Raw genomic sequence first — 23,848 nt, 5'->3', positions numbered from 1 at the left:
GCCGGCCGCGTGCCGATGCCCGCGCACGAGGGGGTCGCCACGGGCGCCTGAGCGCGGCGCGGTACTGACCGTCCCCGCATTCCGGTCCTTCACCTCGGCGTCCGCCTTGGCGTCTCGGGGTCATCGGCTCTCGGGGTCCCGATCCGGCCCCGGAAGAGCCATCCCCGGGCGGGATCGGGCAGGCTGTGGGGCAAGCGGATGCGCAAGGCCCGGACGAGGGCGGCCGCGACGGAGCTTGCCCATGCCGCGGGCTGCCCGGGATCGCGGATGGAGGAGTTGCAGCCCTCCCTGGCGCGAGGCTGCGCTGGTCCGCGGGCTGCGCGCCAGGGGGATGAGGCCGGCGCTGGCGCGAGTCGGGCTTGCTTAAGGCGAACTGCGCTCTCGGTCTCCCGGGGCCTATCCGGCCTCACGGCCTGACTGCGACGTTCTGCCGCGGATGCGTGAGACAATCACGTGGTTCTGTGCCAGTCATTTTCACGTCGACTCAGCAATGGATGCGACAGATCTTCTGCTCCTGTTGAGTGCACAAGGAGAGTTCTCCGAAGTCTTCATGCAGAGATGGTCTGTCTCCCTTTTCCCCCAAACCACGTCTGGGATCGAGCAGGCTCTGTGCGAAGATGAGATCGTGCCCTTGAATTGTCGCTCTGACTGCCAAACAATTGGGCACCTTCACGAAAGGATGCCGAGATGCTCGACAGTACTGATCTTTCCGCCCCCGCGGCCGCGGGTTCGATCCCCGACCGGATCCTCACCATCTTCGAGGTCGTCGCCCTCACCTCGCTCTCCCGCGCGTCGATCTACCGCGGGATGGCCGAAGGCTGGTTCCCTCAGCAGACGCGGCTCTCGCCCGGCCGGGTCGGCTGGCCCGCCAGCACCATCGCGCGCTGGCTGCGCGAGCGCGCGGGCACGAGCACCAGGCCGGCCCGGCCCCCTTCGCGGAGGCGCAGGCGGTGATGGGCCGCGACGGGCCGAGCGCAGGGGCCGGCGCCGGCGGGCCGGGCCGCGCGCCGGCGGTGGCATCTGCGTGCGGGCGGCTCTCCGTGCCGGAAGCGTCTGCCGTGCCCCTTCCTCCCGTTCGTCTGCGCGATGCAGCTCCGCCGGCGGTGGAACCGGGAGCGGGTGCCGCGGGTGCCCGGGCCCTGCCGCCGCCCGAGCCCGGCGCCCGTGCCGCCGGGCTTGCCGCGGCGCTGGCGGCGCTGGCGGCGCTGGAGCCGGCCCGTCGCCGCGGGCGCACACCCGCCAGGGGCGGGGCCGAGGCCCAGGTGGAGCGGGAGGAGCTCATGGCCCTCATCCGCCGCTGGCGCGTGGAGGAAGGCCTCGGCTGGGGCGGGATCGCCGCGCGGCTGCGGGAGCGCGAACGCCATGGCGGCTGACCGGCCCGACCGTCCGGCTGGCGCGCGCAGGCGCCGCGGCGTGCCGCCGGCGGATGCGTCGGAGGGCACGGCGCGGCCCGAGGTGCTCGCCCAGCTGCGCGAGGCCTGCACGCCGCCGCCCGGGGCAACGGAGGCCGCGCTGCGCCCCTATCTCGAGGCCATCGCCGAGATGCGCGAGCGCCGCCCGGCCGACTGGGTCGCGGACGCGCACGGCATCCTGACCAGGGAAGGCATCATCGCCTGCGGGCGCGACCACTTCCGCCGGACCGTCGCGAAGATGCTCGCCGAGGGCGCCGGCCCCGATGCCGCTTCCCGTGCCGACGGGGGCCCGCAGGCGGAGGCCTCCGCCGCTCCCGGCTCGAGCCAGGCGGAGGGTTCGGCAGCGCGCGATGCCGCGGCTGGTGGCGATCGGCCCGGGTCTCCCGGCCCCGGGGAGGCGGTGGAGCCGGGCGGACCGCTCCGGCCTGCCGACCGCCAGCCCGACCTGTTCGACGCGCCCGACGACGACGCGGAGGAGCCCTCGTGAGGCCCGCGCCCGCGCCCGGCCTGCCCCGATGTCCGCCCCCATGTCCGTGCCGGTGCCCGCGGGAGCGTCCGGTCCGCCGTCCGCCGCCGGTGGCCCCCGCCGGTCCGCGGCGACGTCCTCGACCGTGTTTATGGCGAGGCCCGCTCCGGCGTCCGGGGTCGGGTCCGCCCCTGCGCCTGCGGGGGCGTCCGGGGCGGGGCGCGGTCCCGAACCCCCGGTCGCGTCCCTCCGCGTGTCCGCCCCGCGGTCCGCGCCGCAGACCGCAGCCGCGTCTGCCCTGGGGGGCCGCGGACCGTTTGGGCGCTGATGGTGCCTTCCAGCCTCGCGCTGCCGAAGCGGGTCGGGCGGTGGCCGGACATGCCGGGCTGGCTGCTGCCGGTGGGCGTTGCAATCGGGCTCGTCTGGCTGTCGCTGGTGTGGAGGGCGCATCTGGCCGAGGGGGCGCCGCGCGCGGAGGCCGTCAGGCGCATCAAGGAGCCGCTCAAAATGGGCCCTTGCCCTGTTCTACCTGAGGCTGGGGGCGGCGAGCCTGCAGGCCGGCGGGCCGCTCGTCGGGTTCATGGCGTGGAAGGCACTGATGTTGGGGGGGTGATCTTCGTGCCGGCGATCGCCATCGACATTGCCTTCCGGCCGGTGGAGCCGCTGCTCATGGCGCTGGTGCAGCAGGGAAGTTCGGACGAAAACGAGATCCCCCTTCACCTCACCATGGACCGGACCCGGCTGTTCGTGCAGATCACCCATGTGCTGCTGTTCGTGGCGAGCTGGCTGGGCGTGACCCCGGGTGAGCCGCTGCTGTGAGGCGCGCCCCTCGGACGCGCTGCTCGCCGATGTCGTCGAGGCGGCGGCGCATCAGGGCGCCTCGGCCCGGACGAGCGGCTGGAACCGGCCGAGGGAGCAGCGGGGACCGACGGGGGCTGCGCCGAGCGAGCGCACGGTGAAGGTGCTGCCGCTGCACAGCTGCGAGGTGCGGCTGCGGTGCTTGATGGTCGAGCCGAAGCCCAGGCCCGAGCAGCGGAAGGGCAGCTCGTTGCGATAGCGCTGCCGGCTGTTCATCTCGAAGTCGATCGTCTGGTCGTCGATGACCCGGACCGACCGGATCCGGCTGCGGCTGATGCAGGTGACGGGATCGCCGTTTGCCACCCAGACCGTCGTGTCGACGGGGTTCTCGCCGCCGGTCGTACAGCCGGCGATCAGGAGGGCGGCGAGCGGGAGGGCAAGCTGTCTGGGATCGGCCATGGTCATTTCCGGGCGCGCCGCTTGCCGGCCGCGTCCATCAGCCGGCCGGGAACAGCAGGGTGAGGCTGAGGCGGAAGCCCCAGTCGGGGCCGCCGCTGGGCGACTCGAGATAGTCGCACAACCCGCCGCCGATCTGGGCCGGCTGGCGACCCAGCTTGACGAGCTGCGCCACCGACAGGTTCGCGGGGATGATCCACTGGTCGCGCTCCCAGTCGCGCGCGGCCTCGAGGTTGAAGCCGAAGGTGGTGGCCTGCCGCGTCGTCAGCGTGGCAAAGGGCTGGAGCAGCGTCGCCGAGACGTCGGCGCGGCTCGACGACCCGGCGACCGACCAGATGTGGTTGGCGAGCATCCCGACGGTGACGCCATTGGGCGACTGGCGGAGCACGACGGCCGTGGGACCGATCCCCCATTTGCCGGTGCCGAGCGCCCGGTCGGTGCCGGTGGGCAGCAGGAACACCGGCCCCGCGCCCCAGATGAGCCTGCCGGCGCGGCGCGGCGAGAGGAAGAGGCTCTGCACCGTGTCGCCAAGGCCGAACTGGCTGGCGCCGGGCGCCGTCACCCCGTCCTGCCCGACGACCGGCAGGATGGTGCGCGAGATGAGCGACCAGTCGTCGTTGAGCCGGAAGGGAATCACCGGCTGGACGTTCGTCCGGCTCGTCCGGCCGCGGCCGTCGGCGCCAAGCCCGAAATCGAAATTCTGCTGGATCGGAACCGAGATGAGCGCGGCGACGGGGTTGGAGAGCTGGAGCGCGAGACCGGCATCGCCGCCCTCTGGCCCCTCCCCGGCGGCCGCGGGCGCGACGGCGACCAGCAGGGCGGCGAGGCCGAGGCCAAGGCCGGCCCGGCGGGGCCGTCCGGGCGCAACAGGGACAGGGGGCATGGGCCTATTCCGCGATCGTCAGCGGGTTCAGCGCGAACTGGAAGGGCTTCACGCCCGAGGGGACAGGCCGGGCATTGCGCGTGCCGGGGAAGATCTCGAAGTCGGGCGTGAACACGGTCAGCACCGAGCGAAGCTGGTTGAAGGGCGTGCGGTCGCCCTCGAAGCGGACCCGCCCCTCCTGCTCGAGCTGCTCGAAGGTCTTGGCACCCAGCATCACCTGGGTGAGGTCGGCGCGGTTGAGCGTGATGGTGAGCGCTGCCTTCGGATCGATGAAGCCCTGGATGCTGGAGAGCGTCTCGTTCGACATCTCGATCTTGAAGCGCTCGCCATTGTCGGGCGTGATGAGGTTCACGGTCCACGCCCAGCCCCGAGTTTTTGGCGCGTCCATGCTGATTCCGAGGAAGTCGAGCCACTGCGCCGTGGTCATCGCACTGACAACGTCGGGGCTGTTCGAGCTCGGGGCGGCGCCTTCCGACATGCCGCTGCGAAGTTCGGCTGCCAGCTGCAGATAGGAGTTGCGGAACGAGGTGCTCTCGTCCTGGTAGCCGAGCTGCTCGAAGGCGTCGGCCAGCACGTCGCGTCCTTCCTGGTTGCCGGGCTCGGCATAGACGACATGCTGCAGGATCTGCGCGGCCTCGCGATAGCGGCCGGCCGCGTTCAGCTCGCGCCCCCGGGCGATCACCCGCCCGGCGCCGCCCATCATCTCAACGAACAGCGGCCCGATTTCGGTGGGGTTGGGCGGATCGAGGTTGGCTGGGTTTCCGTCCCAGAAGCCGAGGTAGCGCTGGATGATGCCGCGAACATTGTTCCTGACCGCGCCATGATAGCTGCGCGCCGCCCACTGCTGCCGCAGCGACGGCGGCACCTCATAGACATTGTGGATCTGGTTGATCGTGACGCCCCGGTTGGCGAGGTGAAGGGTCCGCTGGTGCATGTGGGTGTAGGCATCGCGCTGCGCCTTCAGCACCTCGAGCGCTCGCGCATTGCCCCAGCGCGGCCAGTGGTGCGAAGCGAACATCACCTCCATGTCGGGGAAGAGGTTCATGGCCGCATTGATCTGCTTCGCCCAGTTGTGGGTGTCGCGGATCTGGGCGCCGCGCAGCGTGTAGATGTTGTGGATCGTGGCGGTCACATTCTCGGCCGCCCAGAAAGCCTTCCAGTCGGGAAACCAGGTGTTCATCTCGACCACGGCCTCGGTGTTGGGCGTGTTCTGGAACACCATTCGCACGCCATCGACCGTGATTTCCTCGATGTCCCTCTTCACCTCCCGCGTGGGCGCGAGGAGGGTGGGGACTCCGGCCGAGGCATTCTTGCCGAGCGACTGGTCCACATGGCCGAAGGGGCTGCGCCGGAGCAGCACGGCATACTGGATGCGGCTGCGCCGGGTCATTGCGTTGCCCGCGAACACATTCTCGGAAATCGCCTCGCGCATGAAGTTTTCCGGCGCGATGATCTCGACCCGGCCGGCGCGGACATCGGCCTCGTCAACGATGCCGCGCACGCCGCCGAAATGGTCGATGTGGCTGTGGGAATAGACCACCGCCGTCACCGGCCGCCGGCCCAGCCTTGCGTTCACGAAATCGAGCGCGAAACGGGCCACCTCGCGCGTGATCATCGGGTCGAAGACGATCCAGCCCTTCTCGCCCTTGACGAAGGTGATGTTCGACAGATCGAGGCCGCGCACCTGGTAGATCCGGCCGGGCAGCACCTCGTAGAGGCCGGCGTTCATGTTGAGCCGGGCCATCCGCTGCAGCGAGGGGTGGATGGACGTGAAATCCCGGTCCTGGAGGAGCCACTTGTAGCTCTCGAGATCCCAGGCGATGTGGCCGGCATCGGCCATCACCGTGTTGGAGGGCAGCGGCGCGATGAAGCCGCGGGTTGCCTCCTCGAAGTCGCGCCGGTCGGCGAAGGGAAGCTCGCGCGCGGCCCGCTCGCGCAGGGCAAGGGTGGCCGCCGACGGCAGCTTGCCCTTGGGGTGGTAATGCCGGTTCTGGAAGGCATTGGGATCCACCAAGGGGTTGGCCGCAGGCGCCACCGTCTGGCCTTCCCCTGCCAGAACGGGAGCCGCCATCAGCCCGGGCAGCACAACCGCTGAGAGAAGCCGCTTTCGCCAGTGTCCCGTGTTCTTCATCGCCTGCCTGCCTTCATGTGCCGCCGATCCTTGGTCGGCGGAGCGTTCGGGCATGCCGGTCAGGCACGGTGTCTGCATAGACGCATTTCGCTGACAGGGCGTCAACTCGAGGGAAACGGCAGTGTCACTCCTCGATGAGAAGCATCGTCTCTCGGATAAGGGCTGCGATGGCCGCGACGGCGGGTGACGCCTCGCGGGGGGCGGTGCAATGCACTTCGTGGCGGAACGGCGGGCCAGGCAGGGGAAGTTGTATGAGCCCGTATCTGGACCCGAGGCCTTGGGCCATGCGCCTCGATACGAAGAGCAGGAGGTCGGACCGCAGCACGGTCTGCGCGAGGTTTTCGATATCCGTAACGATGAATGGCAGGCGGGCTTCGACCCCCACGCGCTCGCGATACCAGTTCAGGAAGCGGCTGTTGGAGCCGAAACCGGCGAGGTCGAAGCCGGCGATATCTGGCCAGTCTAGCACGGGGCGTCCGGCCAGGGGATGGGAGGGAGCGGCGAGGACGACCGATTGCAGCACCTGAAGGCGGTGCCCGACGAACCCGGCAGGCACGTCCTGATCTTCCAGCGCGCAGATCACGATGTCGCTGGATCCCTGTTTCAGACCCCCCATCAGGGTGGCCGGAATCGAGCATTCAACATGGATCCGAATTCCGGGCCATCGCCGGGCAGCCTCGGGGAGAAGCTCGCTGGCCAGCACGCCAGCAGCCATCGGCCCCACCCCGACCCGCACCTGACCCTCGATCATGTTTGCCCGCTGCTGAAAGCACTGCCGCGCCGTGTCGAGCTGGTGGAGCGCTTGCCGCGCGGCTTCCAGCAGATCGCGCCCGGCTACCGTGGACATCATTCCGGCTGTCGAACGTTCGAAGATCGGCCCACCCAGCCGCGCTTCCACTTGACGGACCGCCTTGCTCACTGCGGCCGGTGAAAGTCCGAGCCCGGCTGCCGCCCTGCGGATGCTTCCCGCGTCGCACACCGCCAACAGCACCGCGAAATCCCGGGAATCCACCCAGTGCGCGGAAAGAGGACTGTAACGTTCCATGCCCGGAATTTCCGCCTGTGCCTGCATCCGCCCATGCCTGGATCTGGAATGACAACATCTTGCCAGAACAGCGTACAGGCCTCGAACAGTCTAGAGCGGTTTTGCGCTGATTGGAATCGGCATCGGGGTTCCCTTGGCGGATTCCATGCGAGTCATGGGCGGCTCCTGATGATGGAGGAGCGGCTGGATGGGGAGCGAGGACAGTTTCGTTTGCAGGATCTGCGAGATCGGGTTTCGGCGGCGGTGGCTGGCGGGATGGCGGCTCGGCGGGCGGCGGCGCTGTTCGGGGTGAGCTTGGCCGACATCTCCAGGGCGCTGATCCGGCGACGGCTGACCGGGAGCGCAGCTCCCAGCGCCAACAGGGGCCACAAGCCGCGGACACTGACGCCGGCACAGCAGGCAGCCTTGCGGGCGCATGTGGTGGCAACGCCCGGGATCGCGCTGGCGCAGGCGCAGGCCTGGCGTCTCGAGGCCCAAGGGGTGCGACTGGGCACGATCGCAAGTTGAAGGCTGGTCGCCGGGGGCGCCTGTCGTGCCAGGAGACTTGCGCGCGGCCGAGGAGAGTCGTCCCGACGCGGCCGCAAGGCGGAGGCCCTGGAAGGCGGCCCAGCCCTCCACCGACCCCGAGGCACTGGTCGTTCTCGACGGTGAGGCGGATCGGAAAGGCGTCCAGTGGACGGCGTTCCCGCCGAACAGGGTCAACACCAGGATCGCCCGGCTCCATGGCCGGGCGCCGGTCGGCGCGCGCTGCCGCGATACCGTCCCGTTCGGCCACGGGAAGACCATGACCTTCATCACGGGCCTCCCGCTCAGCGCCCTGACCGCCTCCCCGTGCTCGACGGGCCGCTGGACGGCGACGCCCTCCAGGTCCCGTGTCCGCGATGTGCTGGCGCCAACGCCGAGATGCGGCGATGTCGTCGTGCTCGACAACCTCCCCGCGCACAAGCTCCCGGGCATCAGGGAAGCCGTTGCCGCCAAACGTGCCCAGATCTTCTGCCTGCCGCGCCTTCTGCCCGGCCCTGAACCCCATCGAGATGGCGGTCCGGATGCGGGAAGGCGTGATGGCATGAGCTTCGACCCGGCGCGCGAGAAGCTCCACATCCAGGACGTAACACTGCGCGACGGGATGCACGCGGTCCGCCACCAACATGGCCTCGAGCATGTCCGCGCGATCGCCCGGGCGCTCGACCGCGCCGGGGTGAACGCGATCGAAGTCGCGCATGGCGACGGGCTTTCGGGCTCGAGCTTCAACTATGGCTTCGGAGCGCATCGCGACTGGGACTGGATCGGCGCGGTTGCAGACGTTCTGGAACGCGCGGTGCTCACCACCCTGCTGCTGCCTGGCATCGGCACGGTCCATGACCTCAGGCACGCGCACGAGATGGGCGTGCGCGCGGTCAGGAGATCGCGACCCACTGCACCGAGGCGGACGTGGCGAAGCAGCACGTCGAGGCCGCCCGCAAGCTCGGCATGGATGTCTCGGGCTTCCTGATGATGAGCCACATGAGCCCGCCCGAGGCGCTCGCCCAGCAGGCCAAGCTGATGGAGGACCATGGCGCACACTGCGTCTATGTGACCGACAGCGGCGGGGCCATGACCATGGACCAGTATGCCGCGCGGCTCCAGGCCTATGACCGGGTGCTGAAGCCCGAGACCCAGCGTGGCGTCCACGCGCATCACAACCTGTCGCTCGGTGTCGCCAACTCGATCGTCGCCGTCGAGAACGGGGCGATCCGCGTCGACGCCAGCCTCGCCGGCATGGGCGCCGGCGCCGGCAACGCCCCGCTCTAGGTGTTCATCGCCGCAGCCGACCGCATGGGCTGGACCCACGGCTGCGACCTGTTCGCCCTGATGGACGCGGCCGAGGAGCTCGTCCGCCCGCTCCAGGACCGCCCGGTGCAGGTGGACCGCGAGACGCTCACGCTCGGCTATGCCGCGGTCTATTCCAGCTTCCTCAGGTACGCCGAGAAGGCCAGCGCCGAAGATGGCCTCGACAGCCGCGCGATCCTCGTCGAACTGGGCCGCCGCAAGATGGTCGGCGGCCAGGAAGACATGATCGTCGACGTGGCGCTTGACATGCTGAAGGCGCGCGAGGCGCGCTGACCGCCGGGACAGGCCGAGGTCGCGGCTGGCGGGTCGCGCGCTCCGGCAATCCCACCCCGAACCAGCCTGCGCCACCCACTCGCCAGACCCCTGCCGTCTGTGGAGGAACTTGTGGGGGAGGTTCGGGGCCAGGGGACGAACACTCTGACGACACTGGCGAATTCGTTCCGAGATGAATCCCCCCTCGTCTCATTCGGCTCGACAACGGTTGGGCGATCTTGCGCGCCGCCAAAGACGACCGGCCCTTCAAGGTCCCGGTGGGGCGCATCGCCATGACCGACATTGGCACCGAGTTCCAAGTCTTCGACGACCGTGCAGCGGGGCAGATTGAGGTGCTGGTGACGGAAGGCAAGGTGCTGGTGGAGAGCCCGTCCGAGCGCAGGAGCCTTCTGGCGGGGCAGAGGGTGCGCCCCGGCCGCAACGGCTGCTTCCCTGCGACGCTGGACGCGGAGCAGCTCTCGACGCGCGACATCCTTCGGACGACCGCCTGGCGCGAAGGGCGTCTCGACCTCGACGGCGAGACGCTCGCCGGGGCGGTGGCCCGACGTCGCACAGGGAACGCGATCAGCGGCATGATGGACGTGGGGGAGGCCCCGTTGCGTCTTGTCGCAGGAACTCGGCTCGAGGCGCGCAGGACCGGCGAGCCAGGTTCGTGCTTGTGCTCGCCGAGGATGGTCCGATCCTGGCCGCTCCCGGTCGAAACGCCGGAACTCCTCGTCACGGCCGAAAAACGCTGCCAGCGGATCGAAGACATGCCGCTGGCGGTGTTGGTGCTCGCAGGCAGCGAAGCTGCCGATCGCGGCGTCGCCAGTTTCTCCGATCTCGTCAATGAGATTCCCCGCCTGTCGATCAACTATGCTGTCGGTGGTGTGAACTACGGGCTTCTCACGATCCGCGGGATCGGCGGTGCGGATGACTGCAAGCCGAACGGCAACCCTTCGGTGGCGTTGCATGTGGACGGCATCTACCGGACGTCCAATCTCCATCTTTCCACCCCGCTCTTCGATCTCGAGCGGATCGAGGTGCCAAAAAGGCCGCAGGGCAGGCTCAACGGACGCAACACCACGGCCGGTGTCATCAACGCGATTTCCCGCACGCTAAGTGATCGCTTCGAGGGCGAGGTCCAGGCGGAAGTCGGACGCTTCGATTGCTGGAGCGTTCGGGCGGCCGCGGGCAGGCCTGTCTCGGGCCGGATCGGCGTGCGCCTCGCCGTGCTCGCCCAAGGGGGCAGTGGCTTCATGCAAGGGGAGGGCGCCGGCCTTCTCAGCGGGTTCCAGCTCGCCGTCGGCGGCGTTCCGCAGCTGCAGGTCCCGGCAATCACCGATCCCGCTCGCCGATCCGGCTGGGGTGACACCAGCATCCTTGCCGGCCGGCTCACGGTCGCGGCCGAGGTTCCTGACCAGGACCCAGCTGTCGCTTCGGCTTTTCGGCAGCCGCAATCGCGGCGAGACGCAGCCCCATGACCGGATCGAACGCAGCCGCGACAGCAGCATCTTCAATGCCGGCGAGGACTCGAATTCGTGCAGGTTCTTCCCCACCCGCTATGTCCGCCACAGCATCGACATCTACGGTGAAACGGGCAGGCTCCAGCAGGCCTTCGGCGACAATGTCGAACTGACCGTGCCTGTCAACATCCAGTGGGCGGACCAGACGTCGGGCAGTAACGGCGATGGCACGCCCGATCCGCAGTTCCAGTTCGACTTCACCGAAAGTCTGCGCCAGGCCTCGGTCGAGGCACGGCTTTCGGACCGCAGCGGCGCGAAGGTCGACCGGGTAGTGGGCCTGTTCCACATCGATGACAAGATCGCCTTCGCCAGTCTATGGACCAGCTTCGCGGTCCGCCCGATCTCCATCTTCCCCTATCGCCAGACCCGGAGGAGCAGCGCGGCATTCGGCCAGCTCGATGCCGAAGTCGCGAGCTGGCTGCGCCTGATGGGAGGCTTGCGTGACACGCGCGACCACGCCTCCTTCGATGGTGCGAACATCGATCTGAACCCGTGGGGCATCAGCACCTTCACCGGCAGGTTCGGGACCACCAGCCCGTTCGCGTGGAGCGGGCGGTTCGCGGACGACGATGTGTCCGGCCGGGTCAGCTCTCAGCTCAAACCGACCGAGACGTTGCGCCTGTTCGCTTCGGCCGGAACGGGCTATCGCGGCCGCGGGTTCGATGGCACCTCCATGTTCACCATCGAGGAGACGCTGCCGTTCACGTCCGGGCATGTCCGTGCCCTCGAAGCGGGGGTGCGCGACACGAACAGCTGGCTGAGGCTGACGCGCGATGCCTTCGACGACCGGTTCCGCGATCTCAAGGCCACGACCCGGCTGTCCAACGATACCAACGGACGGGCCAACGTTGGCCGTGCCCTCTCCCGCGGGGTCGAAGGCAGCGTCGCGGCGAGGCTGTTCAGGGGCGAAACGGAGTCGCTCGACGTGAACGTCGGGGCGACCTTCCCCGATACCGAGATCCTGTCCTTCATCTTCAATCATGTGGCCGACGTGACTTCGACCGTCGGCGATCGCCTGCCCGGCGCGCCCAGGTGGACGCTCAATGCCGCTGTCGATGCGACGATGGACCATGGGCGCGGCTGGCGCGGCCGCACGCGCTTCACGCTCGCCTATCGGGGGGAGGAATCGAAGCGCCGCAACGCGCAGCCGAACACCATCTCTCCCGGCCAGACGCTCCTCAACCTGCGCCATGACCTGACGACCCCCGCCGGCTTCGACGTCGACGCCCATGGCCGGAACCTCACGAACGGGATCTCCTTCCCCGAACGGAATGGCGCCGTCCGGCTCGTCGGCGCGCCTCGGACCTCGGGCGTGGGTGCGGTGGTCAGCTTCTGACGGGAGCACGTCCTGGCCGGGGGCGCGCCCCCCCCTTTCGTCAGGCACGCAATCCTCAGGCCGAGCCCCGGGGCCTGGGCTCCGCGCCCTCCGAACGGCCAGCTCCATGTCGATGGCGATTGCCGCGGCGGGCGTGTCGGCCAATGGCTCGGCGAGGCCTGCGCAACGACAGGGGCGCCTCCTGATGCCACGCGATCACGCCCCAACCCCTCGCAGTGCGGTTCGAAGACTCGCGCATCGCTCACCTCATCGGCTCGCTGAAGGCCTCGGAGTCGCTCGCACCGTCCGGGTGGAAGGAGCTGAACCTCTGGATCCTGCAGAATATCGGCGCGGACGGGCTGCAGGCGGTCTGCGCGGCCCACGGCGCCACCGGCCATCCGCACTGTTCCATCGTCCGGTGTCGCGTCGATCGCGTGACCTGCGGCACGCGACCGGCAGGTGGCGCCTCGTCGCCCTCGGCCTGCGCCCCGAGTTCACCCCCAGGCCGAAGGGCGGCTGGGGCCTGCGGCTGGTTGCGACCGACGGCTCCGGCTCCGCGTGGCAGGCCTCCGACTTCGGCCGGGACTGCGCGCATGCCACCCCCGAGCGCCGCCTCGGCCCGCCGGCCGGGGTGGCGGAGGCAACGCGTAACCGTGCGCGTGACCCGGAGTCCGGGGAGCCCCCGCGCGACTTCCCCGCCCGGGAGCGCGCGATCGAAGCGCATCGCGACCTGCTTCTCGAGCGTCTCGCAGAGCAGCGCGAGGAGTGGATTGCAGGGCTGGTGCGCGGCCTGAGGCCGGGCTCCGGCGCCGGTCGTCGTGCTTCCGGCGATCCCCGTTCCGGCCTGACCCCGCGACATCGGCAGGATCGTGCCCCCGTCCGCGCGGCGATGCGCATGCATCAGGTGGGATGGGTGCGGATGTGGCAACCATCCGGCCCGTCCGGGCGCCCAGGCCCGCGCCTGATCGATGCCGGTGTCTTGCCGATCTGTCGCGATCCGGGGGCGCGCAAAGCGCTCCTTTCCATGGCGGCCGCTTGCTGGGGGCGGGATGTCCCGATCCGATCCGGCGCCGCTTCGGTCGGTGGGTCGGGCAGTGCCTGGCGTCGCGCCCAGGTCTGGTTGTCCTGCCGCGTGCATCGGCGGTACGCATCCCGACCTTGAACCACACCCTCCGCGGCCGCGAAGTCCTCTCTCGAAGGGCGCCGCGACATCACCTGCGCCCTTCCGATTGGCTCACCGGTTGCGGTATTCGGGTCGTGAGAGAGCGTCCGCATGGTTGCCAGGACGCGCAGGCCCGAGGAAGTCAGGAACGTCATGCGCGGCGAGAGTGGCGGAGCTTGGGCTGGCGCGGGGCCGCACGGTTCCTGATATCTGGCGGCGAATCGAGGTTCCGTTGTTGGACATGACCGCAAGCGGCAAGCGCAGCACCCTCCCGGTGACCTGCATGCGCGTGGCCTGCCAGGCGGCCTCGAGACCATCGTCGGTCGGCCGGATGAACAGGCCGTGCCGGAGGGTGACCTCGCCAATCAAGGCACCGCCTGGTCGCCATGCGAGGCCGAGGGACAAGTTCCTCGCCCCGTCGCCGAGGGTCCGACGGTCGAGGTCCGGCCCTCGTTCCCGGCCGGTGCCACGGGGTGTTGGGGGCAGGGTGCTGCGTCCTCATGCGGGACGCGCCCGATGAATGCCGGTGCGTCATCGGCTGGCATCGGGCTTGCCATCGGGCTCGAACGCCATGGGGCGCAAATCGCCCTCATCACCGCCGATGGCCGGCGCTTCAGCTACACCGAAATGGCCGCCATGGCGGATGCAGCGCCCCTGCCGGCCACGCGCTGCCTCGTGGCGCTGGGAATCCGCCCGGTGCCGGAAGACATCGCCCTCTATCTCGGGGCGCTCAGGCGCGGTTATCCGATCCTTCTGCTCGCGGATACCGACAGCGAGGCGTCGCGGGCCATCATCGCCCGCTATGGTGCGTGGACCGTGAGGGATCCTGAACCCGCCAGAGTCCCTGAGCTCCACCCGGATCTTGCCGTCCTCCTGTCAACCTCGGGCAGCACGGGTAGCCCAAAGCTGGTCCGGCTTTCGGCCACCAACATTTCCAGCAATGCCGCGAGCATCGCCAGCTATCTCGACACCGCCCCCATGGATCGGGCCATTACCAGCCTGCCGCTGCATTATTCATACGGCCTTTCGGTGCTGAACTCTCACCTCGCCGTGGGCGCAGCCGTCATCCTCACCGAGGCCTCGGTGGCCGACGCCGGCTTCTGGGAGCTGTTCCAGCGCGAAAAGGCGACGCACCTGGCCGGTGTGCCCTACAGCTACGAGCTGCTGGAGCGCACGGGTTTCCGCAACCGTCTTCTGCCCAGCCTGCGAACGCTTACCCAGGCCGGCGGGCGGCTTCCGCCAGCGCTTGTGGAAACCTACGCGCAATGGGCGGCGGAGCGCGGCGTGCGCTTCTACGCGATGTATGGCCAGACCGAGGCCACCGCTCGCATCGCCTGGCTTCCACCCGAACTTGCCGCCACCCACAGCGATTGCATCGGTGTCCCGATCCCCGGCGGGACGCTGACGGTGGAGGACGAGGCGGGCCGCGATCTGGGCGACGGTCCGGGCGAGCTGGTCTACCGCGGGCCCAATGTGATGATGGGCTATGCCACGGGCCCGGACGATCTCGCGCGCGGCTCTGAACTGCAGGCGCTGCGCACTGGCGATATGGCCGAACGCACATCCGCCGGACTGTTCCGGATTGTCGGCCGGATGAACCGGTTTTCCAAGCTGTTCGGCCTGCGCATCAGCCACGACGAGGTGGAGCGACAGCTCGAGGCCGATGGGCTCGATGCCCTGGTCACTGGCGATGATGACGCGCTGGTGGTGCTGGTCGCGGGCGAACCTCCGGCCGATCTCGCCGCCCGTCTGGCCGCGCGCTATGGCTTGCCGGAGGGGGCCGTGCATGTGGAGGCGGTGGACGCGATGCCGCGCCTGCCATCGGGCAAGCCCGATTATGGCGCCGCTCGCCAGCTTGCCCGGCAGCGCCGCGCAGCGAGCGCGGGTGTGCGCCCCGGAAGCGTGGCCGCGGTGTTTGCGCAGGCGTTCCCGGGGAGGGCGCTGCGGCCGACCGACAGTTTTGCGAGCCTCGGCGGAGATTCGCTCAACTACGTCACCTTCGCGCTGATGCTGGAGGACGTGATCGGCGATTTGCCCGCGGATTGGCCCGAGTTGTCGATGGCCGAGTTGGCCGCTCGCGAGAACCGGACCGCCCGGCGGCGCCTGCGCTGGCTGGACAGCGACGTCGTGGTGCGTGCGGCGGCCATTTGCTCGGTGGTTCTGGTGCACACCGGACTTGGAATTCCCAAGGACATGGCACCCGCGGGCAGCTTCGGCGGCGGCGCGCTGGCGCTCATGATCCTGTTCGGCTTCAATCTGGGCCGCTTCCAGCAGCCGAGACTGCTGGCCGGAAAAGGACTTGAGGTGGCCGGAGATTTCTTCGGCCGGGTGATCCTTCTCTATCTTGGCCTGCTGTTCGTCTATGGGCTGTACAAGGGGAAGATGGACTGGCCCTCGCTGCTGCTGGTCTCCAACTGGTTCGGCCGGTTCGGCTCCATGCTGGAGCCCTACTGGTTCCTTGAGGCCGCCGGGCAGATGATGCTGGCAGTGGTGGTGCTGTTCGCCATTCCCGCGGTCCGTGCGCATGCCGCCGCCCGACCGCTGCGCTTTGCCGGAGAAATGCTGCTTGCTTCGCTTGCGATCAAGGCCGCTGGCGCGCTGCTGTTGGACCAGACAGCGCTCAAGCACCGCACGCTTGATGCCAATCTCGTCTGGCTTGCCATCGGCTAGGCGGCCACGCTGCCCCTCGCGCGCTGGCAGCGGGTCGGCCTGGTGGCGCTGGGCGGTGCCCTGGCCGCGCTCGATTGGGGGGGCCACTCGACCTATGTGCCGTGGGCGGTGAGTGCACTGGCGGTGATCCTGTTCGTCCCGAAGCTGCCGCTGCCGCGCCCGCTGGCATGGCCGGTCGTCACCGTGGCTCAGGCAAGCTTTACCATCTATCTTACCCATCTCATCGTCATCAACCTCATGGAATTGCGCCTTGGCGTGGTGGCGCCATGGATCACGCTGGTACTGGCGTTGGCATTCGGTGTGAGTGTGTGGTTCCTGCAGGAAGCTTTGATCGGCCGATATCGCGGCCGTCGCGGGCCTGCCCTCCGCAAGCGCGACCCGCAGCTTGTCACCCCTGCTCCGCCTCCCTCATAGGAAGGGACCGGGGGCTCGAAGGCCGCGGCCAGCGGATCATGGCCGGCCTGCAAGTGGTAGGCAACCAGCCGCCCTCCAGCGGGTTTGACTGAGCTGAGCCGGCAGTGCCCGGCGGGCTGGTTCAGGAACCGTCGATCCGGGGCAGGATCTGCTCGGCCAGGAGAGTGTCGGGCCGGGCATCCGTCCTGCAGTCGCCTCAGCCGCCCGGTCTCAGCGGCCTCGAGGCCGTCATCCTCTGACCTTCAAGTTGCAGCGCGGCGCTTTCGCCACCTCATGCTGCCTCGCGGGATCAGCCATCTCTGCCCCCGCCTCCGCCGTCTTCGCGAGCGCGACGATCGGTGCGTCCCCGGCTCCGTCTCATCCGTGCATGCGCTCCAGGGGCCGGACTCTCATCCTTGAAAGAAGCTTTCCGTGGCAGGTCGCACGAGGTCCGGGCCCTCCGAACCGGCACCCCCGATGACATGCCGACAGCCGCGGAGGGCGTGACGGCCAATGGCTCGGCAAGGCCACCCGAATGACCGGGTCGCCTCCTCATGCCACCCGATGCGGCCCCCCTCGCGATGGCGTCCGAGCCGTTGCGGCCGCGAGCGACCGTCGGGCCCTCGCTTGGCCTGCCCCCCGCCCACGCCCCACGGCGGCACCGCTCCATTTTTTGACAGGAGGGCATGAAACTATGCTGCGTTAGCGTAAGAGGTCCAAGGGGACTGCAATGTTGCGCACGACTGGCATCATCCTGCTGCTTTCAAGCGTGGCGGGCCTTCCCGTCGCGTTTCCGGCATCCGCCACGCCGACAGAGGAAGTCAACGAACGGAGCGGCATCGTCGATATCCTCGTCACGGCGCGCCGGAAGGAGGAACGGCTCCAGGATGCGCCCGTCTCGGTCAGGGCGTTCACGGCAGACGAGATTGCCCAGCGCGGCGCGGTCAACCTTTCGGATCTGATTGCCGCCACCCCCAACCTCATCCTTGACTCGCGCACCAACGGCGCCGACTTCCGTCCGGCCGTGCGCGGCATCTCCTCGCCGCTGTTCGACCCCTACCGGAACCGCGCCGTTCTCGGCTTCTTCATCGACGGCGTTCCGGTCATCGCCAATCTCCAGACCCTGCCGCTTGGCGATGTCGAACGGCTCGAGATCATCCGCGGCCCGCAGTCGGCCCTCTACGGGCGGGCGACCTATGCGGGCGCCATCAACTTCGTGCCCCGCCGGCCCGGCAGCGAGCTCTCGGGGCTGGTCGAGGTGTTCGCGGCCACGCGCGACACCTACCGGGCGCTCGCCACCGTTTCGGGGCCGACCGGGATCGACGGGCTCGGCTTTCGTGCCGGGGGCAGCTGGTACCAGTATGGCGGCCAGCACCGCAACCGCTTCTCGGGCCGGATCTACGGCGCGGAGGAGAATTTCTCCGGAAACCTCGGCCTCGATTTCGCCCCATCGGACGATCTCGAGGTCCGCTTCAACTACTTCTATGTCGGCGACAGGAACGGGCCCGGCGCCTACGGCCAGTTCCCCTCGCGCTACAAGAACCAGAACTGCCTGCAGCGCGCTGCCCGCCCGCCCATTCCGGCGCCGCGCATTCCGGGCGTGTTCGACGAGATCGGCTGGGTCTGCGGGAAGCTCGACGCGCGCGACCTCGTGATCAACATCCGCGACGATGACCTGGGCCCCAAGGGCCCGGGCTTCGACCAGGACACGCACATCGCAACCGGCAGCCTCACGTTCGAACGGGGGCCCATCCGTTTCGTCGCCAACACGGCCTGGAACTGGCAGCAGTATGAGCAGCGGTCGAACCAGAGCCGGGTCGTGAGCTCGGTCTTCGACACGCCGGCGCTGCCGACCGGAAGCCAGGCGATCGACCTCGGGACCTTCGAGAGCTTCAGCCAGGAACTGCGGTTCCTCTCCACCAACAGCGACGGGCTGCGCTGGTCGGTCGGAGTCAACTACTATCGGGAAAGCTTCGACCTCGAGCGGCTCAAGGGCGCGCAGAGCCTCGCCTACCCCGACCGGGACGTCGCCACCAACATCGCCGGCTTCGGCAGCCTCGCCTACACGCTGGGCCCCGTGACGCTGACCGCCGAGGGCCGGATGCAGGAAGACCAGATCCTGCGCCGGGATACCCAGCAGGTGGGCGCGACCGGGCAGCGGGTGCTGCGCGAGAAGGTCCGCTTCTCCCGGTTCCTGCCGCGGGTCACCCTCGAATGGCGGGTGGCACCCGACGTCAACCTCTATGGCTCCTATTCGGAAGGGGCCCGGCCCGGCGCCACCAGCCTCGCTTCCGACACCGGCGAGCCGGTGCGGGAAGAGCGCACCATCAACTGGGAGGCGGGCGTCCGCTCGACCTGGCTCGACCGCCGGCTGGTTGCGAACCTCACCGTCTTCCACATCGACTGGAAGGACATCTTCGGCGAAAGCGCCCGCGAAGCCGTGCCGGGTGACCCGACGACGCTCCGGGTCTTCCGCCAGAACCAGGGCGATGCGCGCATCCGCGGCCTCGAGCTCACCCTCATCGCCCGACCCGTCCCCGTGCTCACGCTCGAGGGGAACTACGCCTACCTTGACGCCGCCTATCGCCCGGGCTTCGTGACGCGCGAGGCCTTCGACCTCCTCGGCCAGGACAGCCGCGACTTCCTCGTCGGCAACCGGCCACGCTACATTCCCGCCCATTCCGGCACGGTCTCGGTCGTGCTTGCCGACCAGCTGGCCTCGGGCTTCGGCTGGCGCCTGCGCGGCGACCTCAACTACACCGGGGATCGCTACGGCACCGAGCTCAACACCGACCGCTTCGGCGCCCAGACGCTGGTGAACCTGGCGGCTGCGGTCACGTTCGATCGCTTCGAGATCGAGGCCTGGGGGCGCAATGTCCTGAACGACCGCACCATCCTTGCCTCGGGCCGCTTCCTCAACCTCGATGCGACGCCGGGGGCGCGGCTTCCCGCCAGCCGCTCGGCCAACTTCATCGCGGAAGGGACGCTGCCGCGCGGGCCGCAGGCGGGCGTCACTGCCCGGGCGCGCTTCTAGGCCTCTCCGGGGCGGGAGCCGGCGGGCGGCCCATCTCGGCCGGGGTGCGCTTGCGCCACACGCCGAGGAAGAAGTCGCCCGCGCCCGCGCGCAGCGGAATGATCTCCTGGTAGGCGCTCGACCAGTAGAAGGCGCGGGCCGCCTCGAGGCAGGGAAACTCGGCGACGAGCGCCATGTCGCGCTGGGTCCAGTCGCCTTCGAAGACCTCGAGGGGCCGGCCCGAGAGGAGATAGTGGCCCTGGAGCCGGCCGTAGAGGTCCGACGCCCGGAGCGCTTCCCCATAGGACATGGGCGCGCCTTCGGGCTTCGTGAACCCGCGCTCGGAGAGCGCGCCGAGGACGAGCATCAGCACCGGTTCGCGACAGTCGGCGATCGCCTCCGCCCGCGCCGGCGCCTGCCAGCCCGCGCCCGGTGGCGAGGGGAAGATGGCCGGCACGCGATCGGCCGGGGCAGCAGGCACCGGCGATGGCGGCGCGGACCGCGCGGGGCGGACCTTGGCGACGGCCTGGATCTGCACCCGGAACCGCGGATCCCATGGCACGAAGCCCATGACCGACCGCGCCGGCCGATGCCCGCCCATGCGCTGCACATAGACCGGGTTGGCCGCCCGATAGTCGTCGAGCGATGCCGTCCAGAAGGTCACCTGGACGATGTCGGCGAGCGTTGCGCCAGCGGCCTTCAGGATGGTCTCGAGATTGTCCATCGCCGCGGCCATCTGCGCTGCCGCATCGTCGGCAACGAAGCGCCGCGTCTTCGGGTCCATGCCGGTGATGCCGGCCGTGAAGATGAACCCGTCCTCGGTGCGCACGGCTGCCGACTGGTTGTCCATCACGAGATAGGCGGAGCCATCGTCGAGCAGGGTGAAGGGCCGCTCGGCGGCAGCCACGGGCACGGCGACGGCAAGGCTCAGGCAAAGGAGGCGAAGCATCGGGTCAGGATCTCCGGTTCGGTCAGCATCCCCATGCGGGTGACGGGCAGCTCGATCATCTCCCAGCCCGGCCCGCGTGCCGGGCCCCACATCCGCTCGGAGGAGGGGCTGTAGCGCTGCGCCATCGCCCGGATGCAGGTGCGCGGCAGCCCCTCCCAGCCGCCGTTCTCGAGCACCAGCTCGTCGAGCCAGGCCTTGGCCGGGTGCGGGGTGAGGCGCGCCTTCAGCAGCGCAACCAGGTCTTCCCGCTCGGGCGGCACCAGCATGTCCACCGGGTAGCTCTTCCAGAAGTCCATGGCGTAGCCGCCGGCGAAGCCCTCGGCGCGGCGGATCCACCAGTCAGGCAAGGACCCGTCGGGGTTGCGCGCGACTGCCGACATGCGGCCGGGTGCCGGGATGAGCGCGTCGAAGAAGACCATCCGGCGGATCCGCGCGCGCCTGCGGTCGGCTGCGCCGGTCGCCGCCAGCCCCGAGAAGCTGTGGGCCACGAGGATCACGTCCTCCAGCCCCTCCCAGTCGATGACGCCGGTGATGTCGCGGATGTGGGTCTCGAGCCCCACCTCGGGGCCGATCAGATGATGCCGCTCGCCGCAGCCGGTCAGCGTCGGCGTGAACACGCGGTGGCCCATGGCCCGAAGGCGATCGGCAACCTCCGCCCAGATCCACCCCCCGAGCCAGGTGCCATGGACGAGAAGGAAGGTTGCGCGCGGCCGCGCGCCGGACCGCCGCCCGGACGCGACCGCAGGCCCGGCCGCAAGCCCGGCGATGGCTCCAATCGCTGTCCTCCTGTCGGGCATCCTCTCTCCTCCGGCAGGCTGTTCCATGGGATGCTTCGGCATAGCCTGTCGCAACAAATGTTGCAGCGTGTCATGCTCCCGCTTCTGATCGCCCTCGGCATTGCCGGGCCTTGCAGCGCGGCGGCCGCGGCGCAGCCTCAGCCGGTCCCCGGTCCCTCGGCCCTGTGGAGGGCCACCTTCGTCGTCTCCGATATCGCGGCTGCGCTCGCCGTCTGGCGCGACGTGCTCGGTTTCCGGCTTGCCTACGAGGGCGGCTCGGCCCTCAACGACCCGCGCCTCGTCCGGCTGTTCGGCCTTGGCGAAGGCGAATCGGCGCGCCTGTTCGTGCTGGTCTCGGGCAACACCGCGCTCGGCAACCTCGGCTTCCTCGTGCCCGAGCGCGGCGCCGCCGCGCCCCCGGCGGGGCGGACCGCGTCAGGCGCTCCGGCGCTCTTCGTCAAGACGACGCAGCTCGAGGCAGTCGTGCCCCGGCTGGTGGCCGCCGGCTGCACGCTCCTCGCCGCGCCCGAGGCTGAGCGCACCCCGGGCCGCAACCGCATGGCCTGGCTCATCGACCCGAACGGCATCCGCTTCGTGCTGACCGAGCGCGAGACGATCGAGCTCGCCTACCCGGATCCGCGATGACGGACGGTTCCGACGGCCTTGGCCGCCGCGACATGCTCGGCCTGGGTCTTGCCCTCGGCGGCGCGTCGCTCGCTGGCCCGCCGCGCGTGGCGGCGGCGCCCGGTGCGGACCCGCGGTTCGCCGACCCGCTGTTCAACATGCACGCCGTGGCGCGCCTCCTCGGACGGACGGACGGCCGCGTCGCCTTCTACCACGCGCGCGGCCTCATGTTCGGGATGCGCCCGGGCGAGCACGCGCGGTCGCTGCTCGCGTTCGAGGGCTGCGCGGCGCGCCTGTTCCGCCCGCTGCCCGACGGCACGGGCTACGCGCTCGGCCTGCGCGAGTGGCTGCTGTTCCGCGACCCCGAGACCGGCGTCGTGGCCGAGAGCTGGCGCAACCCCTACACCCGGCGCGAGGGGCCGCTGCCGCACTTCCGCGGCGGCGGGGGCATGCGGCACCTCTGGACGGTGACCGGGCAGGGGCGGATCGGCCAGGAGGCGCTGGCAAAGCCGCTGCCGCCGCAGGTCTATGCCTGGGACTTTGACGGCGACCGCGGCGTGTGCACGATCGAGCAGTTCATCGCCTTTCCCGCCTATGTGACGCCCGACCAGGACCCGGTCGCCTCGACCGGCCCCGTCCGCCACGAGATGCAGGTGCGCAGCTTCACCTTCAGTCGTCGCGACCTCCTCGACTCGAAGCGCGCCTTCGTGCCCGTGATCGAGACCTGGGTCATGAAGAACGACTGGATGCCCTTCATGATGATGGGCAACTGGCCGGGCCACCACATCTGGCGCGCGTCGGGCCGGAAGCTCGATCGGCTGGAGGCGCTGCCGGAGGGCTTCGTCGCCGAGACCGAGCGCCGCTGGCCGGGCACGATCGCCGAGTTCGCCGCCTGGAGCGGCGCGTGACAGGAGAGGGGGGAGGGGGAGGAGCATGAAGTTCGACCGACGCAGCCTGTTCGGCCTTGCCGGGCTCCTCGGCCTCGCCGGGGCGGCGAAGGCGCAAGCAGCCGGGTCCGCCCCGTCCACGTCCACGCCGGCGCCAACGATGGTGCAGGCCGACGGCGGCTATGCCGCCGTGCCGCTCGCGCGGCCGCAGGTGCGCGCCACTGCCATCCAGTCGGCGCTCGTGAACGTCTCGATGGCGAGCCGCGAGGCCGACCTCCGGCGCAACCTCGCCCATGTGCTGGACCAGATCGACGCGGTCTTCAACTATTTCGGCGAGAAGGACCTGGTGACACTCCACGCCCAGGCGCTGCACGGCTGGGACAAGTGGACCAAGCCCGAGCTCGAGCGCATTGCGCTCCGCATCCCCGGCCCCCAGTCCGAGGCGATCTGCGCCCGCGCGAAGCAGTATGGCTGCTGGATTGCCTTCGGCGGCTACATGGTCACGCCCGAATGGCCTGGCCATGTTATCGATGCCATGTTCCTGGCCTCGCCCGAGGGCCGCATCGAGGCCACCCACTGGAAGGCGACCACCCAGCGCGGCCAGCGCGCCGGGGTGGACTATTTCGTGACCCATGTCGTCGACGTGCTCGACGCCTATGTCGAGCGCTACGGGGCCGATGCCGTGCTTCCGGTCGCGCGCACGCCGATCGGCAACATCGCCATGTCGTCCGTGTTCCGCGAGCCCGAGCTCTACCGCGCGCTGGCGATGAAGGGGGCGGAAATCTTCGTGCGCTCGGGGCTTGGCGGCTACACCGAGGCCGACGGCGAGCTGACCTCGCGGGTCAACCGGGCCTTCACCCTCTACATGTCGAACGCGCTCTCGCCAGGCAACCCCCGCTACTTCCCCGACAATGGCACGCTCGGCAACACGGCCATCTACGGCCTGCGCGGCGAGCGGCTCGCCTCCGCCCGCGAGCACGAGACGGCGGTGAGCGCCACTCTTGACGTGGCCGGGCGCCGCGCGCTCGGCCTCATCCCCGACATCAGCTGGGATCTTTACGCGCCCGTCTACGCCCAGTATCGCTCGCGCTTTGCGCCCAATGCCTATGCCAGCCGGGTGCCCGTCAGCCTCGAGGATGCCTCGCGCCTGATGGCAGCCGTGCGGCGCTGGAAGTCCTGAGGCGCCTCTCCCGTTGCCGGAAGATGGCGGGCGGACCACGTCCGCGACGCGCCTTTCCGCGCCCTCTCGTGGCCGCAGCC

General features: G+C 69.7%; 21 protein-coding genes and 2 pseudogenes. 16 read left to right on the top strand and 7 right to left on the bottom strand.

Annotated elements, in window-relative coordinates; genetic code table 11:
- Positions 1-687: 687 nt before the first annotated feature.
- From H3H34_RS10510 to H3H34_RS10495, 4 genes are all read left to right on the top strand, one after another.
- Positions 688-954, top strand: a complete 267-nt coding sequence (locus tag H3H34_RS10510; RefSeq protein WP_194745221.1) for a helix-turn-helix transcriptional regulator — start codon at positions 688-690, stop codon at positions 952-954.
- 149 nt (positions 955-1,103) lie between these two features.
- Complete coding sequence (locus H3H34_RS10505; RefSeq protein WP_194745220.1) at positions 1,104-1,373, top strand: hypothetical protein; 270 nt, start codon at positions 1,104-1,106, stop codon at positions 1,371-1,373.
- Entirely contained in the window at positions 1,363-1,899 is a 537-nt protein-coding gene (locus H3H34_RS10500; RefSeq protein WP_194745219.1) for a hypothetical protein, read from the top strand. Before H3H34_RS10505 ends, H3H34_RS10500 begins: the two co-directional genes overlap by 11 nt.
- 564 nt (positions 1,900-2,463) lie before the next feature.
- Positions 2,464-2,697: a hypothetical protein gene (locus H3H34_RS10495; protein ID WP_194745218.1), complete on the top strand. Its 234-nt coding sequence runs from the start codon at positions 2,464-2,466 to the stop codon at positions 2,695-2,697.
- A gap of 51 nt (positions 2,698-2,748) precedes the next feature.
- Here the strand turns inward: H3H34_RS10495 and H3H34_RS10490 are convergent, their stop codons facing one another.
- The 4 genes from H3H34_RS10490 to H3H34_RS10475 all read right to left on the bottom strand — a co-directional run bounded on the left by H3H34_RS10490 (position 2,749) and on the right by H3H34_RS10475 (position 7,218).
- On the bottom strand, positions 2,749-3,135 hold the full coding sequence (locus tag H3H34_RS10490; protein WP_194745217.1) for a DUF6491 family protein: 387 nt from the start codon (positions 3,133-3,135) through the stop codon (positions 2,749-2,751).
- Between the two features lie 37 nt (positions 3,136-3,172).
- Positions 3,173-4,015 carry a hypothetical protein gene (locus H3H34_RS10485; RefSeq protein WP_207790876.1) on the bottom strand — a complete coding sequence of 281 codons (843 nt, stop codon included), beginning with the start codon at positions 4,013-4,015 and terminating at the stop codon, positions 3,173-3,175.
- 4 nt (positions 4,016-4,019) lie between these two features.
- Positions 4,020-6,086 carry an alkyl/aryl-sulfatase gene (locus H3H34_RS10480; RefSeq protein ID WP_194745216.1) on the bottom strand — a complete coding sequence of 689 codons (2,067 nt, stop codon included), beginning with the start codon at positions 6,084-6,086 and terminating at the stop codon, positions 4,020-4,022.
- A 184-nt stretch (positions 6,087-6,270) separates the two neighbouring features.
- Positions 6,271-7,218 (bottom strand): LysR family transcriptional regulator, encoded by a 948-nt coding sequence (locus tag H3H34_RS10475; protein ID WP_194745215.1) that lies wholly within the window; start codon positions 7,216-7,218, stop codon positions 6,271-6,273.
- A 141-nt stretch (positions 7,219-7,359) separates the two neighbouring features.
- Here H3H34_RS10475 and H3H34_RS10470 point away from each other — a divergent pair, with 141 nt between their 5' ends.
- The 6 genes and pseudogenes from H3H34_RS10470 to H3H34_RS14185 all read left to right on the top strand — a co-directional run bounded on the left by H3H34_RS10470 (position 7,360) and on the right by H3H34_RS14185 (position 12,908).
- Positions 7,360-7,698 (top strand): hypothetical protein, encoded by a 339-nt coding sequence (locus H3H34_RS10470; protein ID WP_194745214.1) that lies wholly within the window; start codon positions 7,360-7,362, stop codon positions 7,696-7,698.
- Positions 7,607-8,146: pseudogene (locus H3H34_RS14190) on the top strand (hypothetical protein); the annotation flags it as partial. The gene H3H34_RS10470 and the pseudogene H3H34_RS14190, both read left to right, overlap by 92 nt.
- 111 nt (positions 8,147-8,257) lie before the next feature.
- Positions 8,258-9,294 (top strand): annotated as a pseudogene (gene dmpG, locus H3H34_RS13900) (4-hydroxy-2-oxovalerate aldolase).
- Positions 9,295-9,512: 218 nt separating this feature from the next.
- Positions 9,513-10,757, top strand: a complete 1,245-nt coding sequence (locus H3H34_RS14030; protein ID WP_194745213.1) for a TonB-dependent receptor plug domain-containing protein — start codon at positions 9,513-9,515, stop codon at positions 10,755-10,757.
- Positions 10,657-12,135 (top strand): TonB-dependent receptor domain-containing protein, encoded by a 1,479-nt coding sequence (locus tag H3H34_RS10450; RefSeq protein ID WP_194751913.1) that lies wholly within the window; start codon positions 10,657-10,659, stop codon positions 12,133-12,135. The genes H3H34_RS14030 and H3H34_RS10450 overlap by 101 nt, the downstream gene beginning before the upstream one ends.
- Positions 12,136-12,350: 215 nt before the next feature.
- A complete protein-coding gene (locus tag H3H34_RS14185) occupies positions 12,351-12,908 on the top strand; it encodes a relaxase/mobilization nuclease domain-containing protein (protein WP_408033956.1) in 558 nt (185 codons plus the stop codon).
- A gap of 440 nt (positions 12,909-13,348) precedes the next feature.
- Here H3H34_RS14185 and H3H34_RS10445 read toward each other — a convergent pair whose 3' ends face one another.
- Positions 13,349-13,645, bottom strand: coding sequence for a hypothetical protein (locus H3H34_RS10445; protein WP_194745211.1), 297 nt, complete (start codon positions 13,643-13,645; stop codon positions 13,349-13,351).
- A 147-nt stretch (positions 13,646-13,792) separates the two neighbouring features.
- Here H3H34_RS10445 and H3H34_RS10440 point away from each other — a divergent pair, with 147 nt between their 5' ends.
- The 3 genes from H3H34_RS10440 to H3H34_RS10430 all read left to right on the top strand — a co-directional run bounded on the left by H3H34_RS10440 (position 13,793) and on the right by H3H34_RS10430 (position 19,373).
- Positions 13,793-15,946, top strand: a complete 2,154-nt coding sequence (locus H3H34_RS10440) for an AMP-binding protein (protein WP_194745210.1) — start codon at positions 13,793-13,795, stop codon at positions 15,944-15,946.
- 42 nt (positions 15,947-15,988) lie between these two features.
- Complete coding sequence (locus H3H34_RS10435) at positions 15,989-16,360, top strand: hypothetical protein (RefSeq protein ID WP_194745209.1); 372 nt, start codon at positions 15,989-15,991, stop codon at positions 16,358-16,360.
- A 709-nt stretch (positions 16,361-17,069) separates the two neighbouring features.
- A complete protein-coding gene (locus tag H3H34_RS10430; protein ID WP_194745208.1) occupies positions 17,070-19,373 on the top strand; it encodes a TonB-dependent receptor in 2,304 nt (767 codons plus the stop codon).
- On the opposite strand, the gene H3H34_RS10425 is transcribed toward H3H34_RS10430, so the two are convergent.
- Entirely contained in the window at positions 19,351-20,301 is a 951-nt protein-coding gene (locus tag H3H34_RS10425; RefSeq protein ID WP_194745207.1) for a Rid family hydrolase, read from the bottom strand. The two genes, H3H34_RS10430 and H3H34_RS10425, sit on opposite strands and share 23 nt — an antisense overlap.
- Entirely contained in the window at positions 20,280-21,098 is an 819-nt protein-coding gene (locus H3H34_RS10420) for an alpha/beta hydrolase (RefSeq protein WP_194745206.1), read from the bottom strand. The genes H3H34_RS10425 and H3H34_RS10420 overlap by 22 nt, the downstream gene beginning before the upstream one ends.
- A gap of 72 nt (positions 21,099-21,170) precedes the next feature.
- Here H3H34_RS10420 and H3H34_RS10415 point away from each other — a divergent pair, with 72 nt between their 5' ends.
- Genes H3H34_RS10415 through H3H34_RS10405 form a run of 3 tightly spaced genes read left to right on the top strand, consistent with a single transcriptional unit; the run spans position 21,171 to position 23,768 of the window.
- The gene (locus H3H34_RS10415; protein ID WP_194745205.1) at positions 21,171-21,722 is read left to right on the top strand and encodes a VOC family protein; all 552 of its coding nucleotides are present in this window, start codon (positions 21,171-21,173) and stop codon (positions 21,720-21,722) included.
- Positions 21,719-22,609 carry a DUF1838 family protein gene (locus tag H3H34_RS10410; RefSeq protein ID WP_194745204.1) on the top strand — a complete coding sequence of 297 codons (891 nt, stop codon included), beginning with the start codon at positions 21,719-21,721 and terminating at the stop codon, positions 22,607-22,609. The genes H3H34_RS10415 and H3H34_RS10410 overlap by 4 nt, the downstream gene beginning before the upstream one ends.
- A gap of 25 nt (positions 22,610-22,634) precedes the next feature.
- Entirely contained in the window at positions 22,635-23,768 is a 1,134-nt protein-coding gene (locus tag H3H34_RS10405; protein WP_194745203.1) for a nitrilase-related carbon-nitrogen hydrolase, read from the top strand.
- Positions 23,769-23,848: the final 80 nt, after the last annotated feature.

It is taken from the genome of Thermaurantiacus tibetensis (assembly GCF_015354055.1).
In the GTDB taxonomy this organism is placed as follows: Bacteria; Pseudomonadota; Alphaproteobacteria; order Sphingomonadales; family Sphingomonadaceae; genus Thermaurantiacus; species Thermaurantiacus tibetensis.
This window is presented reverse-complemented; position numbering and strand designations above follow the sequence as displayed.